The organism is Streptomyces sp. NPDC048331 (genome assembly GCF_043201215.1).
Taxonomy (GTDB): Bacteria; Actinomycetota; Actinomycetes; order Streptomycetales; family Streptomycetaceae; genus Streptomyces.
The window spans coordinates 14,680-29,486 of record NZ_JBICYT010000002.1 but is presented as its reverse complement, the minus strand read 5'-3'; the positions used below and the strand labels follow the sequence as shown (position 1 = coordinate 29,486).

The 14,807-nt window shown below is 71.4% G+C and carries 12 protein-coding genes; 8 read left to right on the top strand and 4 right to left on the bottom strand.

Annotated features, from left to right (window positions below; genetic code table 11):
* Positions 1–302: 302 nt before the first annotated feature.
* From ACGFYY_RS03630 to ACGFYY_RS03615, 4 genes are all read left to right on the top strand, one after another.
* Positions 303–1,550 carry a cytochrome P450 gene (locus ACGFYY_RS03630; protein ID WP_393706865.1) on the top strand — a complete coding sequence of 416 codons (1,248 nt, stop codon included), beginning with the start codon at positions 303–305 and terminating at the stop codon, positions 1,548–1,550.
* 104 nt (positions 1,551–1,654) lie between these two features.
* Positions 1,655–3,127: a HEAT repeat domain-containing protein gene (locus tag ACGFYY_RS03625; protein ID WP_393706864.1), complete on the top strand. Its 1,473-nt coding sequence runs from the start codon at positions 1,655–1,657 to the stop codon at positions 3,125–3,127.
* A gap of 136 nt (positions 3,128–3,263) precedes the next feature.
* On the top strand, positions 3,264–4,352 hold the full coding sequence (locus ACGFYY_RS03620; RefSeq protein ID WP_393706863.1) for an alpha/beta hydrolase: 1,089 nt from the start codon (positions 3,264–3,266) through the stop codon (positions 4,350–4,352).
* A 69-nt stretch (positions 4,353–4,421) separates the two neighbouring features.
* On the top strand, positions 4,422–6,119 hold the full coding sequence (locus tag ACGFYY_RS03615) for an AMP-binding protein (protein ID WP_393706862.1): 1,698 nt from the start codon (positions 4,422–4,424) through the stop codon (positions 6,117–6,119).
* A 36-nt stretch (positions 6,120–6,155) separates the two neighbouring features.
* On the opposite strand, the gene ACGFYY_RS03610 is transcribed toward ACGFYY_RS03615, so the two are convergent.
* From ACGFYY_RS03610 to ACGFYY_RS03595, 4 genes are all read right to left on the bottom strand, one after another.
* Positions 6,156–6,665: a hypothetical protein gene (locus tag ACGFYY_RS03610; protein WP_393706861.1), complete on the bottom strand. Its 510-nt coding sequence runs from the start codon at positions 6,663–6,665 to the stop codon at positions 6,156–6,158.
* A 108-nt stretch (positions 6,666–6,773) separates the two neighbouring features.
* Positions 6,774–6,974, bottom strand: a complete 201-nt coding sequence (locus ACGFYY_RS03605; protein WP_365268187.1) for a hypothetical protein — start codon at positions 6,972–6,974, stop codon at positions 6,774–6,776.
* A 152-nt stretch (positions 6,975–7,126) separates the two neighbouring features.
* On the bottom strand, positions 7,127–8,263 hold the full coding sequence (locus tag ACGFYY_RS03600) for a DUF1152 domain-containing protein (protein WP_393706860.1): 1,137 nt from the start codon (positions 8,261–8,263) through the stop codon (positions 7,127–7,129).
* Positions 8,260–9,708 (bottom strand): coproporphyrinogen-III oxidase family protein, encoded by a 1,449-nt coding sequence (locus ACGFYY_RS03595; protein WP_393706859.1) that lies wholly within the window; start codon positions 9,706–9,708, stop codon positions 8,260–8,262. The genes ACGFYY_RS03600 and ACGFYY_RS03595 overlap by 4 nt, the downstream gene beginning before the upstream one ends.
* 218 nt (positions 9,709–9,926) lie before the next feature.
* Here ACGFYY_RS03595 and ACGFYY_RS03590 point away from each other — a divergent pair, with 218 nt between their 5' ends.
* The 4 genes from ACGFYY_RS03590 to ACGFYY_RS03575 are packed head-to-tail and all read left to right on the top strand — an operon-like array spanning position 9,927 to position 14,780.
* The gene (locus ACGFYY_RS03590; RefSeq protein WP_393706858.1) at positions 9,927–11,198 is read left to right on the top strand and encodes an ATP-grasp domain-containing protein; all 1,272 of its coding nucleotides are present in this window, start codon (positions 9,927–9,929) and stop codon (positions 11,196–11,198) included.
* 32 nt (positions 11,199–11,230) lie between these two features.
* Positions 11,231–12,523: an acetyl-CoA carboxylase biotin carboxylase subunit family protein gene (locus ACGFYY_RS03585; RefSeq protein ID WP_393706857.1), complete on the top strand. Its 1,293-nt coding sequence runs from the start codon at positions 11,231–11,233 to the stop codon at positions 12,521–12,523.
* A complete protein-coding gene (locus ACGFYY_RS03580; RefSeq protein ID WP_393706856.1) occupies positions 12,520–13,773 on the top strand; it encodes an MFS transporter in 1,254 nt (417 codons plus the stop codon). Before ACGFYY_RS03585 ends, ACGFYY_RS03580 begins: the two co-directional genes overlap by 4 nt.
* The gene (locus ACGFYY_RS03575) at positions 13,770–14,780 is read left to right on the top strand and encodes a peptidogalycan biosysnthesis protein (RefSeq protein ID WP_393706855.1); all 1,011 of its coding nucleotides are present in this window, start codon (positions 13,770–13,772) and stop codon (positions 14,778–14,780) included. Before ACGFYY_RS03580 ends, ACGFYY_RS03575 begins: the two co-directional genes overlap by 4 nt.
* Positions 14,781–14,807 lie beyond the last annotated feature (27 nt).

Genomic DNA, 14,807 nt, shown 5'->3' with positions numbered 1-14,807 from the left:
CCGTTGACCGGTGGGCGCGACGGACACGTACGGGGCGAGCGCGGGCACCGCGAGCCCGTCGGGATGATTGCACTGTCAGTGCAAGAATGATGATGGGGCAGAGGCCGACACCCTGTCGAGGGCGTGGACCGCGATGGCTTCCCCGGGCCGACCGCCGCTCCCGCCGAAGTAGGCCTGCCAACGGGTGTGACCTGCGGTTCCCCTGCCCGGCAGGCGGCCCACGGGGCCTCCGTGCATGCTGGGGTGAGCAGGGTCCGGAGTCGGCCGGCGACCCGTGAGGACGACGACGGAGGCGGCACACCATGAGCCCAGCCATGCTCCGGAAGATCATCGACTACGCCAACCGCGCCGACCCGTACCCGCTGTACGAGGAGCTGCGCAGGACGCCGGTGTTCCACGACGAGGACGGGCCGTACGTCGTCAGCACCTACCACGAGATCCAGGCCCTGCTGCACGACCCGCGCATCAGCTCCGACCCGCGCAATCTGACCCTGTCCGCGAGCGACCCGTTGGCGCAGGACGAAGGCGACGACTCGACCCTGCCGCCGGTCTTCATCCGGCTCGACCCGCCGGACCACGACCGGCTGCGCCGCATCACGAACCGGCCCTTCGGCCCGCCGCATTCCCCGCACCGGGTCCACGGGATGCGCGGCGAGCTCGACGGCATCGTCTCCGGCCTCATCGACGGCATCGTCGGCGCGGACTCCCTGGAACGCATCGACCTGGTCGAGCAGTTCTCCTATCCCTTCCCGGTGACGGTGATCTGCCGACTGTTGGGCGTGCCGCACGAGGACGAGCCGCGCTTCCACGTCTGGGCCGACACCCTCGCCGCCAGCCTGGACCCCGATCCGGACGCCGCCCCCGGGACCACGTCCAAGGCTGCGGCCGACGCGCAGATCGAGCTCGGCATGTACCTGGCCGAGCTGGTCGAGGAACGCCGCAAGAACCCCGGCGAGGACATGCTGTCCCAACTGGCGGCCGTGGCCGAGGAACCCGACGGGTCCATGAGCACGATGGAGATCATCAGCACGGCCGCGCTGCTGCTGATCGCGGGTCACGAGACCACGGTCAACCTCATCACCAACGGGATGCTGACGCTGCTGCGCTTCCCGGACGTCCTGGAGCGGTTGCGCAACGACCCCGATCTGGCGGTCCCGATCGTCGAGGAACTGCTCCGCTACGAGCCGCCCGTGCACCTGCTGCCGCGGCGCAGCACGCTCGCCGACATCGAGATCGGCGGGGTGAACATCCCCAAGGGCGCCACGGTCTCGCTGATCCTCGCGTCCGGGAACCGCGACCCCAAGCGGTTCGAGAACCCGAACCGCTTCGACCCCGATCGCGAGGACATCCAGCACCTCGGCCTCGGCAGTGGCATCCACAGCTGCTTCGGCGCCCCGCTGGCCCGCCTGGAAGCCCAACTGGCCCTGAGCGAGCTGGCCCGCCGGCTGGAGAACCCCCGGTTGCTGGAGGACCCGCCCCCGTACCGCAGGAACGCGGTGCTGCGCGGTCCCCGCCACCTCCACATCGCCTGCGACGACATCCGCCCCTGAGCGTGCCGTCGGTCCGCGGCGGCGGAGGCCGCCCCCGCAGATCGTGGGCACACCGCGCGTGACAGACTCGGTGATCAACTCGCCGAGGTAGAAGGGTCACCGCCGTGCCGGACACCACGCCGCCCCCGGTCCATCTCGACGAGGTGGTGGAGGCTCTCGCGTCGAATCCCGCACTGCCGCCCGCACTCGTTCGCCGCCTCTTCGGACATCGCAACGGCTTCGGCGCCGTCGCCAAGCGTCCCGACCTGACCGACGAGATGATCGCCGAGATCATCGCGATCGACGACCACTGGCTCACCCACTCGCTCGCCCTCAATCGCCACCTCCCGCACACCTTCCGGATGGCGCTCGCGGAACACCCGGATCCGGGGATACGCACGGCCCTCGCGGCCAGGGCGGACGACGCCACCCGAGAGCTGTTCGAGCGGCTTCTGGGCGATACCGACCCGAAGGTACGCCTGTCCCTGGCGCAGAGCCCGCACGGACCGGCGGATCTCCGCGCCCGGCTGGCCACCGACCCGGACCCGGAGATACGGGCGACCCTGGCCCAATGGTGGACGCAGGCCCCGGAACCGGTGCGTCGACTCCTGCTGACGGACTCCGAGGATTCCGTCCGCGCGGCAGCCTGCGCCACCTACTTCCGGGCCCTTCCCCATCCGGTCCCGCCCGCCGACCTGCTGCCGATGCTGCTGGCCGACCCGGTCACCCGCGCCGGGGCGGTCCGCCACTGCACGCTGGACGCCGACACGGCGGGTCGGCTGGCCCTGGACCCGGACGACGAGGTGCGCAAGGAGCTCGCGGAGCACCCCGACCTGCCACCGCCGCAGCGCGACCTCCTGGCCGAGGATCCCGCTCCGCGGGTCATGCTCCACGTCTTCGCCCGTCAGGACACCCCGGAGTCGACCCGCGCCGCGATCCACGCGCGGATCCTGTCCTCCGTACCTCCGACGGACTGGCTCGACGACGTGCGGGACCTGGACGACGCGGCGCTCGAAAGGCAGATCATGGGCGAGTTGGCGGCATCCGAACTGCGGCGGCTGAGCCTGCCGTGGGTGACCGCGGATCCCCTGCCGTACGCCGACTCGCCGTACGTCTGCTTCCGACTCTCCGCCGCCATGTCCGACCGCCTCCCGGCGCCGGTCGTGGCCCGGCTGCTCGATGACGAGGAGAGCAGCGTCCGTACGGCGATGGCTCTGCACGTCCGTGACCAGGTCGACGACGCCACCGCCGAACGCATCGACCGCAGCCATCGCCCCTACAAGCGGAGCCGGTGGCGTCCGGCCGACGACCTCCCCCTTCCGGTGGACGTCCTACGACGCCTGGCCACCGACCCGGACCCGCGCATGCGGCGCTTGGCCCCCCGCGACCCCGACCTCCCGGTGGAGCTCGCCCGTGCCCTCGCCGCCGATACCGATGGCTCGGTGCGCCGCTCGATCGCGACCCATCCCAAACTCCCGGTCGAGGAGTTGACGCGGCTGCTGGCAGATCCGTCGGAGCACGTCGCGACCGCCGCCGCGGGCAACGCCCACCTGCCGCAGGGACACATGCACCGGATCCTCACACTGGCCGGACTCTGACAGGGACACGCCCATTTGAAAGCTAAACGACATTTATTGCATGTTTTTGCAACCTTGAGGGTCGAGAAACACATCCAAAGAGGCGGAACACCCGTTCTGCCCGCTCAAGGGCAGCCCACCGTTCGGAGCGAAGTTCGTGCACGAGTACCCGCAGTCGCAGCAGCCCGGTCGATCCCGCAGGAAGATGTGGATCGGCTCCGCGGTGGCCGTGGTCCTGCTCGCCGGCGCAGGCGCCGGGGCGATCTTCTGGGCGACGGACTGGTTCGACGGCAACGGGGAGTCCGTCAGCTACGCGAAGCCCTCGGCGGGAGCGGGCAAGGACAAGGAGGCGGGCGCCGGGAAGCAGGCCGCCGCGCCGAGCGCGGACCCGGACGTGTCCCTCCCCGCCGGCCCGTTCACCGAGTTCAAGCAGACGGTCAAGCTGGAGGACGGCACCCGGATATCCAAGGCCCGGGTGAAGGGCGCCAAGTCCGGCTTCGAGGGCAGTGTCTGGGTGTGGACGCCCAAGGAGTACGACCGCCCGGAGTACGCGAAGAGCGCCTTCCCGGTCATGATCGCTCTGCCCGGTGGCAACGGGAACGCCGACAACTACTGGGCGACCCTGCCGAAGCTGGGCCTCCACAAGGCCATCGCCGAGGGCGCCGCGGCCGGCAAGAGCCTCCCGTTCATCGTGGTCATGCCGATCCTCAACCCGGACGCCAAGTACTACTACGACGGCTCCGACATCCCGGGCCAGGCCAAGATGGGCACCTGGATCGGCGAGGACGTCCCCGACCTCGCGCGCGCGAACTTCCGTACCTACAAGTCCCGCGACGGCTGGGCCTTCATGGGCAACTCGTCCGGCGCCTTCGTCGGCCTCAAGCAACTCCTGCAGAAGCCGGACCGCTTCCGGGCCGTCATAGCCAACGGCGGCGAGATCGTCCCGGACTCCCCGCTCTGGAAGGGCCACCAGGCGGAGATGGACGCGAACAACCCCGAGAAGCTCGCACCGAAGCTGATCGCCGCCAAGGGTCCCGAGGTGGACATCCTCTTCCAGTACGGCACCAAGGAGGGCGGCCGCGACCGGATGGAGAAGTTCCAGCAGCAGTTCGCCAAGGGCCCGATCAAGGTCTCGATCCACGAGATCCAGGGCGGCGACCACAACGGTTGGGACTACGTCCGAGGGATGCGGGAAGGCGCCCTGGAACAGCTCAGCAAGCTGATGAAGGGGCCGAAGCCGCAGTAGGACCTCGCCTCGGCCGATTCCGGTATCGCTGCCCGCGGCTCTGGTGCCGCGGGCCGCCGGGAGGGGATCATGGGTGGCGCGCGTTGGCCGTCATCGCCGCAGCGAGTGCAGGAGGTACGTGTGTCCACAGCGTCGAGTCGTGCGTCCGGGAGTTCCGAGGTCCCGCTGCTCCGCGAGACGATCGGGGACAACCTCGACCGGACCGTACGACGCTTCCCCGACCGGGACGCCCTCGTGGACGTCGCCGCCGGCCGCCGTTGGACGTACGCGGAGCTGGCCGTCGAGGTGGACGCCCTGGCCCTCGGGCTGCTGGACCTCGGGATCGTCAAGGGCGACCGGGTCGGCATCTGGGCGCCCAACCGCGCCGAGTGGACGCTCGTGCAGTACGCCACCGCGAAGATCGGGGCGATCCTGGTCACCGTGAACCCGGCGTACCGCTCGCACGAGCTGGAGTACGCGCTCGGGCAGTCGGGCATCCGGCTGCTGGTCGCGGCGGAGAGCTTCAAGACCTCCGACTACGCGGCGATGATCGAGGAGGTCCGGCCGCGCTGCCCGGCGCTGGAGTTCACCGTCCTGTTCGACGGGCCGGGGTGGGACGAGCTGCTGGAACGCGGCCGCGGGGCCGATCCGGCCGCGCTGGCGCGGGCACAGGCCGAACTGAGCCCCGACGACCCGATCAACATCCAGTACACCTCGGGCACCACGGGCTTCCCCAAGGGAGCCACCCTCTCGCACCACAACATCCTCAACAACGGCTTCTTCGTAGGCGAGTTGTGCGGATATGATGAGCATGACCGCGTATGCATCCCAGTGCCCTATTACCACTGTTTCGGCATGGTGATGGGCAATCTCGCCTGCACCAGCCACGGAGCGGCGATGGTGATCCCCGCGCCCGCCTTCGACCCGTCGGCCACCCTGGCCGCGGTACAGGCGGAGGCCTGCACCTCCCTGTACGGGGTCCCCACCATGTTCATCGCCGAGCTGGCCGACCCCGGGTTCGACGGGTACGACCTGTCGAGCCTGCGCACCGGGATCATGGCGGGCTCGCCCTGCCCGGTGGAGGTCATGACCGAGGTCATCGAGCGGATGGGGATGACCGAGGTCTCCATCTGTTACGGCATGACGGAGACCTCGCCCGTGTCCACGCAGACCCGTGTGGACGACTCGGTCGAGCGCCGGGTCTCCACGGTGGGCCGGGTCGGCCCGCACCTGGAGGTCAAGGTGGTCGATCCGCAGTCCGGGCGGACCGTCCCGCGTGGCACCCCGGGCGAACTGTGCACCCGGGGGTACTCGGTCATGCTCGGCTACTGGGGCGAGCCCGAGAAGACCGCCGAGGCCGTCGATCCGGAAGGCTGGATGCACACCGGTGACCTGGCCGTCATGGACGGTGACGGCTATCTGAGCATCACCGGCCGGATCAAGGACATGGTGATTCGGGGAGGCGAGAACCTGTATCCGCGCGAGATCGAGGAGTTCCTGCACGCCCACCCCGACGTCCTGGACGTGCAGGTCATCGGCGTGCCCGACCCGAAGTACGGGGAGGAGTTGATGGCGTGGGTGCGGATGCGCGAGGGAGCCGAGCCGCTGACCGCCGGGACCGTCCGCGCGTACTGCGCGGGGCGGCTCGCCCACTTCAAGATCCCCCGCTACGTCCACGTGGTGGAGGAGTTCCCGATGACCGTCACCGGGAAGATCCGCAAGATCGAGATGCGCGCGATGGCGACCCGTCTGCTGGGGGAGGAGACGGTCACGGCCGACGGCGCCTGATCCGAGCCGCCCAGGACGGCCGGGAAGGGCCGTCCGTCAACGACGCCACGGGTGGTCGGGATCCGCGGTGATCGCGACCTGCTGGGGCGCGTGTCGGGGGAAGGACCAGATGCGGCCCGCGGTGCTGACAGCGGTCACGGTGGTCTCGTCCACGGTGACCGCGGAGAACGGGTTGGACCAGTTGGAGATCGCGATCCATTCCAGGGTGCGCTCGTCGTCGTCGCGCGTCAGCGCCACCCAGCCGATGCTCCCGTGATCCGCCGACTCGCCTGCCGAGGCACGGAGTCCGGCACAGGCGTGCGAGCAGAGCATGGTGCCGAACTCCACCCAGTTGCCGGCGTCCCATTCGGTCGCCCGGAGCAGTTCCACCCGCTGCCACCGCTGGGCCCGGACGTCGTCGACCCGATCGGGCGGGGAGAGACGCACCAGGTCCATGACCGCCAGGGAACCGTCGGCGAACACGATGAAGTCCCCGTCGGGTGCTTCCCTGGCACGCCACCGCTCGCGCACCTGGTGAGCCATGCCTGTCGGGTCGGAAGCGTCCATGCCCAGCATGGTCGCACGCCGTCCGACGCACGCCGTCCGACGCACGCCGTCCGACGCCCGAGTCCGCCTGCTCCCGCACGCCCGCACGCCCGCGCGAGCGGCCGGCCGTCAGATGCGCGCCGTCTTCAGTCCCGTGAGGGCCCTGTCCGCCGCGGCGTACCCGGCCGGCGCGTTGCCGTCCTTCAGGGCCTGCTTCGCGCGCGCGATGTAGTCCGCGATCTCTTCGCGGCGCCGCTGGTCGAGCTTCGCTTCGGCGTCGGCCCAGATCTGTTCGAGCTGCGCGACCTTCAGGATCAGTCCTTCGGACATCTGTACTCCCCACAGCAGTCGGCACTTACGGCATTGATCTTTTCATGCTCCGCATCCGATCCGGGGCGCGCCGTGCCGGCGCGGCGCGGGCACGACCTCGGCCTTTCCCGCTCGCCCGGACCGTGCCGACACCGGCGTGCGTTCGGCAGCCGCTACGGGATGAGCCGCAGGACGGGGGTGTCCGTCGTGAGGACCGCTCGGAGGGCGGGGATGTCCCGCCAGGTGAGGCCCAGCGCGCGGGCGGCGTGGCGGAGGGTGATGTGGTCGGCTCCGTCGGCCGCTGCGTGGAGGGCCTTCATGGCCGTGTCCCGGTCGAGGAAGGCGGTCCCCCCGGCGGGCGAGGCCCGGTGGGACGTTCGGATGGAGCGTTCGCTCGCCAGCCCGGGAATGCCGGTGAGCCGGTGGGAGACGTCGGCGGCGCCGTCCAGGGTCGCCGGGTGCTCGGCGACCAGGGCCCGGGCCACCGGGTTGTGGGCGATGGCCTCCCGGAGCGGCAGGGGGTGGAGCCCCGGGGAGGCGTCCGTGAGGTGGACGACGGCGCGGGCGGTACGGACGGTGCCGCGGACGCCGTGGATGGCCGCGGCCCACAGCGCGGACGCCTCGGAGGGGTGCCAGGCCAGCGCGCGGGCGGCCGCGGCCGCCGCCTCCCGGTCGGGGACGAGGGGGTGATGTCCGGCGAGGCGTTCGAGCAGGGGCTGTTCACCGATCTCGCCGTCCAGACCGGGCCCCGCGATGTGGACGGTGGTGGGGATGCCGGTGAGGTGGCAGGCGGCGAGGGTGAGGGCGTCTCCGAACGGGCTGCACAGACCGGGCTCGTCTCCGTGGGTCAGGATGTCGCCGCCGATGTCGACGATCCGGATCCGGCCGCCCGCGGCTTGGGCCATGGACCCGATCTGCCGGGTCAGGCAGGAGAGCCCCCGGGCGGGGTCGAGGAGGAGCAGCCGGGCCGGCAGGTCCCCGGCGAGGGCGGGCAGGGTGGATCCGGCCGGCGGGCGGGCCCGGGTGGCCGGCGTGAAGGCCGCGAAGCCGCCGCCCCGGACACCCCCGCCGTGGTGGACGAGCCCGTCGAAGTCCCGTTCCCCGAGGGGGCCGCCGGCGGCCGGATCGACCTCGGGGCGCTCCCACGCGTAGGTGGCGATCAGCGGTGCGCGGGCCGGGTCGGTGTGCTCGGCCGGGTGGGCGTGCTCGGCCCGGTCGGTGTGCTCGGCCCCGGCCGTGAGGGTGCGGGCGGCGATGAGGGTCCCCAGGGGGTCTCCGCCGCCGCCCGCCGCGATGTACAGATCGCTCACGCGACTCCCTCGCGCTCGCGCAGGTCGATCCCGGTGATCCGTACCGGTGTCGCCCCCATGTTCTTCCGGGCGCGCTTGTTCGCCGCGTGGAGGTTCTCGTAGTACTCGCGGTCGAGGTCCTTGACCGACCCGGAGTAGAACATCCAGGACAGCACGTCGCGGTACTTGAAGCCCTTGGGGGTCAGCTGGACGCGTCGACCGAGGCGGTGGATCAGCCCGTTGGACTCGGCCGCATCGAGGACGGGTTCGAACTCGGCGGCGTGCTTCCGGTAGCCGAGGCGGTCGAGCTCCGCGAGGTCGAGGTCGAAGGTGTCGAGGACGAGCCGCTTGCGGACGATCTCCTCGGCGGTCAGTTCGAAGCCGGTGACGGGCGCCAGCTCGTGGTTCTTGGCCCGCGTGATGTAGTCGGCGACCTCGGCCGCCGAGGGCTTCACACTGCCGCACATGTAGTCGAGCACGCTGGTGTACGAGCGGGCTCCGACGCCGAGGCCGAGCAGGGGCACGCCGTGGAAGGTGAGCACCTTCTGGACGTAGCCGCCGCGACCGGGCTTCTTGTAGCGGACGGAGCCCTCCTGGACGTAGCCGTGGTCGAGGAACACCTGGCGGGCGTAGTCGTAGCGCTCGTACAGCTCGGGCTGCCACATGTACTGGTAGGCGCCGGTCCTGGAGAACCAGGCGTCCGGCCGCACCGTGAGGAAGTAGGTGCTGATGGTGGTGGGCCGGAGCGCGGCCAGCTCGTCCACGCTCTGGCGCCAGGTCTCGGGGGTCTGTCCCGCGAAGCCCATGATCAGGTCGGTGGACAGGTCCGGCAGGCCGAGCTCGTGGGCGGTGCGGACGGCGCGGCGGATGACGTCCTCGTCCTCGCCGCCGCGGCCGGCCTCGCGGATCTCGCGCGGGACGAGGGACTGGATGCCGACGTTGGCGCGGGTGAGGCCCATGTCGATGAGGGCCTTGAACTCGTCGGGTGCGTCGGCGATCGAGGAAGGGGTGGCTTCCACGGCGACTTCCTCGGCCGTGGAGCGCCAGTTGGGGTAGACCTCGCCGATGGTGGTGAAGATCTGCTCGAAGTGGCGGGGCTTGAGCAGCGCCGGGGTGCCGCCGCCGATGTAGATGGTGCGTAACCGGCGGGCCTGGATGATCTCCGCGTGATCGCGGATCTGGGTACAGAGGGCGTCGGTGTAGGCGTCGAAGACGTCCTCGTCCGTACTGATGATGGTGTAGAGGTTGCAGAAGCCGCATTTGCGGTCGCAGAAGGGGACGTGCAGATAGAGATTGAGCTCGGGCACCTGGTAGTTGGCGAGATCCATCGCCCACACGTCGGGCACCGTCCACTTGCCTTCCGGGAGCGGACGGTACGTGGAGCGGGGCGGGTACGAGTACTGGTAGGGCGGAATGACGCCCTGGGCGATGTGGTCGGCGAGCTCCTGGTGCAGGCTGCTGGTCACGGTGTTGCCTTCCCGTACGGGTTGCCGGCGCGGGTTTCCCCGGCCTGGCGATCCGATCACGGGACGCTTGTCCGATTCCATCGGGTGGGCGCACCAAATACCCCGTGCCTACTGACCGGTTCGTTGGCAGTTGCTCCAAAAGCCCACGCCGTACGGCGAGTTCTTTTCGTCTGTCGGGCCGATAGCCGCCGCACCCACCTCGCCGCTTTGCTGGAGGAATGAAGAACGGGGCGGGCCCGAGCGGGCCGGGAGTGCTGGTGATCGAGCCGATGGGGAACGCGGGGCGGTTCCTCGTCGAGGCGGCCGACCGGCTGGGGGTGCGCCTGTACGCGGCCACCCACAAGGACGTCCACGAGGGCTACCCGGACCGGCTGCGGGCCGCCCTGGTGGGGGTGTGCGTGACCGATCTGACGGACGTCCCGCAGGCGTTGGAGGACATGGCCGCCTTCTGCCGGCAGCACGCCATCGCCGGTGTCGCCCCCTGCTTCGAGCTGTTCACCCCGCTCGCCGCGCTGCTCGCCGACCGGATCGGGCTGCCCGGCAACGATCCCGGGCTCGCGTGGGCGGCCAGGAACAAGATCGAGATGGGGGAGGCGTTCGCGGCGGCCGGGATCCCCGCACCTCGTTCGGCGGTCGCACACGACGCCGCCGAGGCGTACCGGGCGGCTCGGGCGCACGGGCTCGGATGGCCGTTGGTGGTGAAGCCCGCGGAGCAGGGCGGCTCGTGGGGCGTGTCCGTGGTCGACGGCCCGGAGGCCCCGGAGGTCGCGGCCCGGCTCGCCGACGCGGTCGGCGCGGCCCAGCGGTACACGCACGCCCACCCGCACGGCCTGGAGCTCGACACGCGGGTCCTGTTGCAGGAGTACATCCCAGGGGGGGAGTACTCCTGCGACACGGTGGTCGCGGGTGGGGTGGCCTACCCCCTGCCGGTCGTCGCGAAGGACACCACCGCGGGCCGGTACCGCATCGAGACCGGGCACACCTGCCCGTGCGGTCTGCCCGCGCCGCTGGTCAGGAAGGTGCAGCACATCGCCGCACGGGCGGCGCTCGCCGTCGGCGTCCGCAACGGCATCGCGCACACGGAGGTCAAGATTCCACCGGGCACGCGGACGCCGTACGTGATCGAGACCGGCGCCCGCCTCCCGGGGGACAACCTGTGCGAGGTCGTCGAGGCCGCGACCGGCGTGAGCGAGGCCGTGGCCCACCTCCAGGCCGTGCTCGGCCTGGTGCCCGACACCGTTCCCACCCGCACGGACGCGGCGTCGATCCGCTTCCTGCTGCCCGAGCGCGGCGGGGTGCTGCGCCAGGTGGTCATCCCGGAACTGCCCGGTACGCACAGCGAGGCGCACCTTCGCCCCGGGGCGGTGGTGCCGGAGCCGGCGGATTCGAGCTGCCGGATCGGGCACGTGGTGGCCCGTGCGGAAACGGCGGATCAGGCGCGCGGGTTGGCCGAGCGGGTGGCCGCCCGGTCCCGAGTGGAGATGGGCTGAAGCGGGTGCGGAAGATCGCGTTCTTACGATCGGTGCGCATCCAGCGCGCCGACCCCTACGTCCAGCAGGCCGTACGCGCGCTCGCGGCCGACGGGATCGAGGCCGGGTTGTTCCACACCAGCGGTACCGTCGGTGACGACGACTTCCCCGGCTACCGCGAACGACTCGATCGGGGGGTGACGCCCCGGGAGCTCGCGGACGCGGTCGCCGCCTGGGGGGCGGACGCGGCGGTGTCGATCTCGCTGCCCTGCGAGAACGCGCTGCGGGACGCCGCGGCCAAGACCTTCCTGGACGCCGCGGGCATCCCCACGGTCATGACCCCGCTCGCGGCGACGATGCTGCTGGTGGACAAGTGGGAGACCAAACAGCTCTGCCGGCAGGCCGGGTTGCCGGTGCCCGACGGGTTCCGGATCGACTCCGACCTGCCGGCGGGACGGGGACTCCCGGTGCCCGGCTACCGCGACGCGTTGCGCGCCCAGGCCGAACGGATCGGCTATCCGCTGCTGTCGAAGCCCGTATGGGACTCGACCAGCATGGGCATCCGCACCCTGCGCTCGCCCGCCGACCTCGACGCCCACCTCGACACCTACCGCGCCCCCGGCCGGGCGGCGCCGGGAGCCGTGCCGGACGCGGTGTCACCGGGGGAGTCGCAGTCGGCGTCCGCGGTGTCCACGGTGGTCGAGGAGGTCGTCGAAGGCGACCTGTGCAGCGTGGACATCGTGGGGCACCCCGGCTCCTACCAGGTCCTTCCCCTGTGCTGGACGGGACGCGCCGGGGCGGAACCGGTGTTCACCTTCGCCGATCTGCGCTGGTGCGGCCCCCGCCCGGAAGCGGACGCCGCGTTCACCGAAGTGGCCCGCGCCCTGCGGGACTTCTGCGGAGGCCTGGGAGTGCACGGGTCGGTGAACGTCGACATGATCTACACGGGCGGCCGGTTCGTGATCCTGGAGGTCAACCCGCGCATCGGCGGCGCCACCACCCTCTCCTGCGCCGCGTCCGACACCAATACCTTCACCTCTCTCGCCCGGATGGCCCGCGGCCTCCCGCTCCCCGGAGACGCGGCACGACGGGTCCGCTGGGCCGTCGAGTTCCTCGCCGGGGACGGCATCCCGCCGGCGGTGGTCGCCGAACTCCGCCGGCGGGTCGAGGTGGTCACCGTCCACGAGTTGGTCATCGACGGCGCCTCGCACGGGGACATCGTCGTGATCACCCTCCCCGAGGGCGAGGAGGACCGCACCGTGAAGGCCCTGAGGGAGCTGCACGAGGCCACCGGCTTCCCCGCGGCCGAGATCATGGGCAAGATCACCGCCCTGCTGCACCGGTGAGCACGGCCACCGACACCCGCCGCTCTCGCTCCGCGGCGGACCGCCTCGGCCTGCCCACCCTGCGCGGGCACGGCCTGTTCATCACCGGCAACCTGATCGACTCCGTCGGCAACGGCATGCTCCTGCCCCTGGGACTGCTGTACTTCACCGATGTCCAAGGGCTGCCCCTGGCGCGCGTCGGCGCGGCGATGACGATCGGTCAGGCCCTCGCCCTGCCCGTCACGTTCCTCGCCGGACGCCTGATGGACCGCATCGGCCCCCGACATGTCGTGGTGTGGGCGAACCTCCTCTCCGCCGCCGGGTTCGCCCTGTTCCTGCTCGCCCGCGAGCCGTGGCACGTCGCCGGCGTGTACGTCCTCGTCCAGGCCGGCATCAACATGTACTTCACCGCACAGCGCACCCTGATCACACACGTCACCCGAGCCGACGAACGCCGCTCCTGGTTCGCCTTCACCGGCTCGCTGCGCAACGTCGGTCTCGCCGCCGGATCCGCCGCCGCGGTCGGCGCCCTGACGGTGTTCGGGAACGGCTCGCTGCGCTGGATGATCGCCGTCGACGCCGCCACCTACCTCCTGGCCGCAGCCTGCTTCGCCGCGCTCACCACCACCCCACCCCGGCCGGACGACACACCGCCGAGCGCCCTCGTGTCCCGGTCCGACCACACCCGCCGCTACCTCCTGCTCGTGGCCGTCAACCTCCCCTACGTCCTCGCGCAGGCCGCCCTCGCCGTCCTCGTCGCCGTCTACACCACCCGCGCCCTGGAGCTCCCCGCCTCGGCGGCGAGCGTGCTGTTCGTCGTCAACACCGTCATCGTCTCCGCGTGTTCGACCGCCGTCACCGCGCACATCGCGCCCAAGGTGCCCCGCCACGCCGTGACCGCCGGATACCTGATCATGGCCCTCGGCATGGGGGCGTTCGCGCTGCCCGCCCTGCCCGGGGCCGCTTCCACCGCCTGGGCCGCCCTCCTCGTGGCGATCGTCCTGTTCAGCCTGGCGGAGATCCTCCTCGGCCCGGCGCTGAGCGAACTGTCCGTGAGCCTCACCCCGCAAGCGGCCGGGGGCTTCACACAAGGCCTGTACCAGTTCTCGTGGGCCATGGGCATGGTCGCCGCCCCCGCCCTGTTCACCGCACTGTTGGAGATCGGCCCCCTCCTCCCGTGGGGCGTCGAGGCCGCCGCATGCCTGATCGCCGTACTCGCCGCGCCCGCTCTCAAGGCCCCCAACCGCCACCGCCGGAGGAATCCCCGTTGATCACGAGCATCGTCGACTCCATCCATGAGGTACCCGCCGCCGAGTGGGAGCAGCTCGCCCGGCCGGCGGGCCTCTACCTCTCCCACCGGTGGCTCGCCGGCGAGGAGGAGGACCCCACCGCCACCCGCGCCTACGCGCTCGTACGGGACCTCGACGGCTCCCTGCTCGCCGCCGCCCCCCTCCATCTGGTGCGGGAGGAGCCGAACGACAGCTACCGGCCCGAGACCGTACTGCCCCCGCACCTGCGGCCCCGCGTGATCGCCGGTGCGCGGCGCGGCTACCACAACACCCCGCTCACCGCCGCCGGCCTCGGCCCCGGGCTGCGGGACGCCTGCCTCGCCCTCCTGCGGGACGCCGTACGCGGCTTCGCCGACCGCCACGGCACGACGCACTGGTGGCCCTACCTCACCGCCCCGGCCGCCACCCGGCTCGCCCCCCTCTACCCGGACCCGGTCCACCACCTGGAGGACGACGCCCTCATCCCGCTGCCCGGCACGGGCATCGACGACTACATCGCCGCTCTGCCCTCGCAGCGCCGCGTCGGCGTACGCCGCGAACGCCGCGCGTTCGCCGCGGCCGCCCTCGACGTACGTCGACAGGTGCTCGCGGACTGCTTCGAGGAGGCGGGCGTCCTCCTCGCCGGCCACCAACAGGACCACGGGCACGACCGGGACGGCGTCGACGCCATGACCGGTCTGCTGAAACGGCAGGCGACGGCGATGGGCGGCGAGGCGCGGGTGGTGGCCGCCTACGACGCACACCGGATGATCGGCTTCTGTCTCTACTACCACTACGGGAGCACCACATGGATCCGCGCGGTCGCCCACGACCGCCGGCACCCCACACCCCACCTGTACTTCAACCTCATGTACTACCTGCCCGTCGAGGACGCCTACGCCCACGGCACGACCGCCCTGCACGCGGGAATGACGACGGTCGAGGCCAAGCGGCGCCGCGGCGCCGAGATCTCCGGCCTGTACGCCCTGGTCGACCGGCGCCCGTCCTGAGGTTCCGCGCGCCCGTCGCCAGGTCGG

Excerpts from the sequence above, each read along its gene's own strand:
- ACGFYY_RS03630 (WP_393706865.1), top strand. The coding sequence starts at position 303 with ATGAGCCCAGCCATGCTCCGGAAGATCATCGACTACGCCAACCGCGCC.
- ACGFYY_RS03605 (WP_365268187.1), bottom strand. The coding sequence starts at position 6,974 with ATGTCCGAAGGACTGATCCTGAAGGTCGCGCAGCTCGAACAGATCTGG.
- ACGFYY_RS03615 (WP_393706862.1), top strand. The coding sequence starts at position 4,422 with ATGGGTGGCGCGCGTTGGCCGTCATCGCCGCAGCGAGTGCAGGAGGTA.
- ACGFYY_RS03610 (WP_393706861.1), bottom strand. The coding sequence starts at position 6,665 with ATGGACGCTTCCGACCCGACAGGCATGGCTCACCAGGTGCGCGAGCGG.
- ACGFYY_RS03590 (WP_393706858.1), top strand. The coding sequence starts at position 9,927 with ATGAAGAACGGGGCGGGCCCGAGCGGGCCGGGAGTGCTGGTGATCGAG.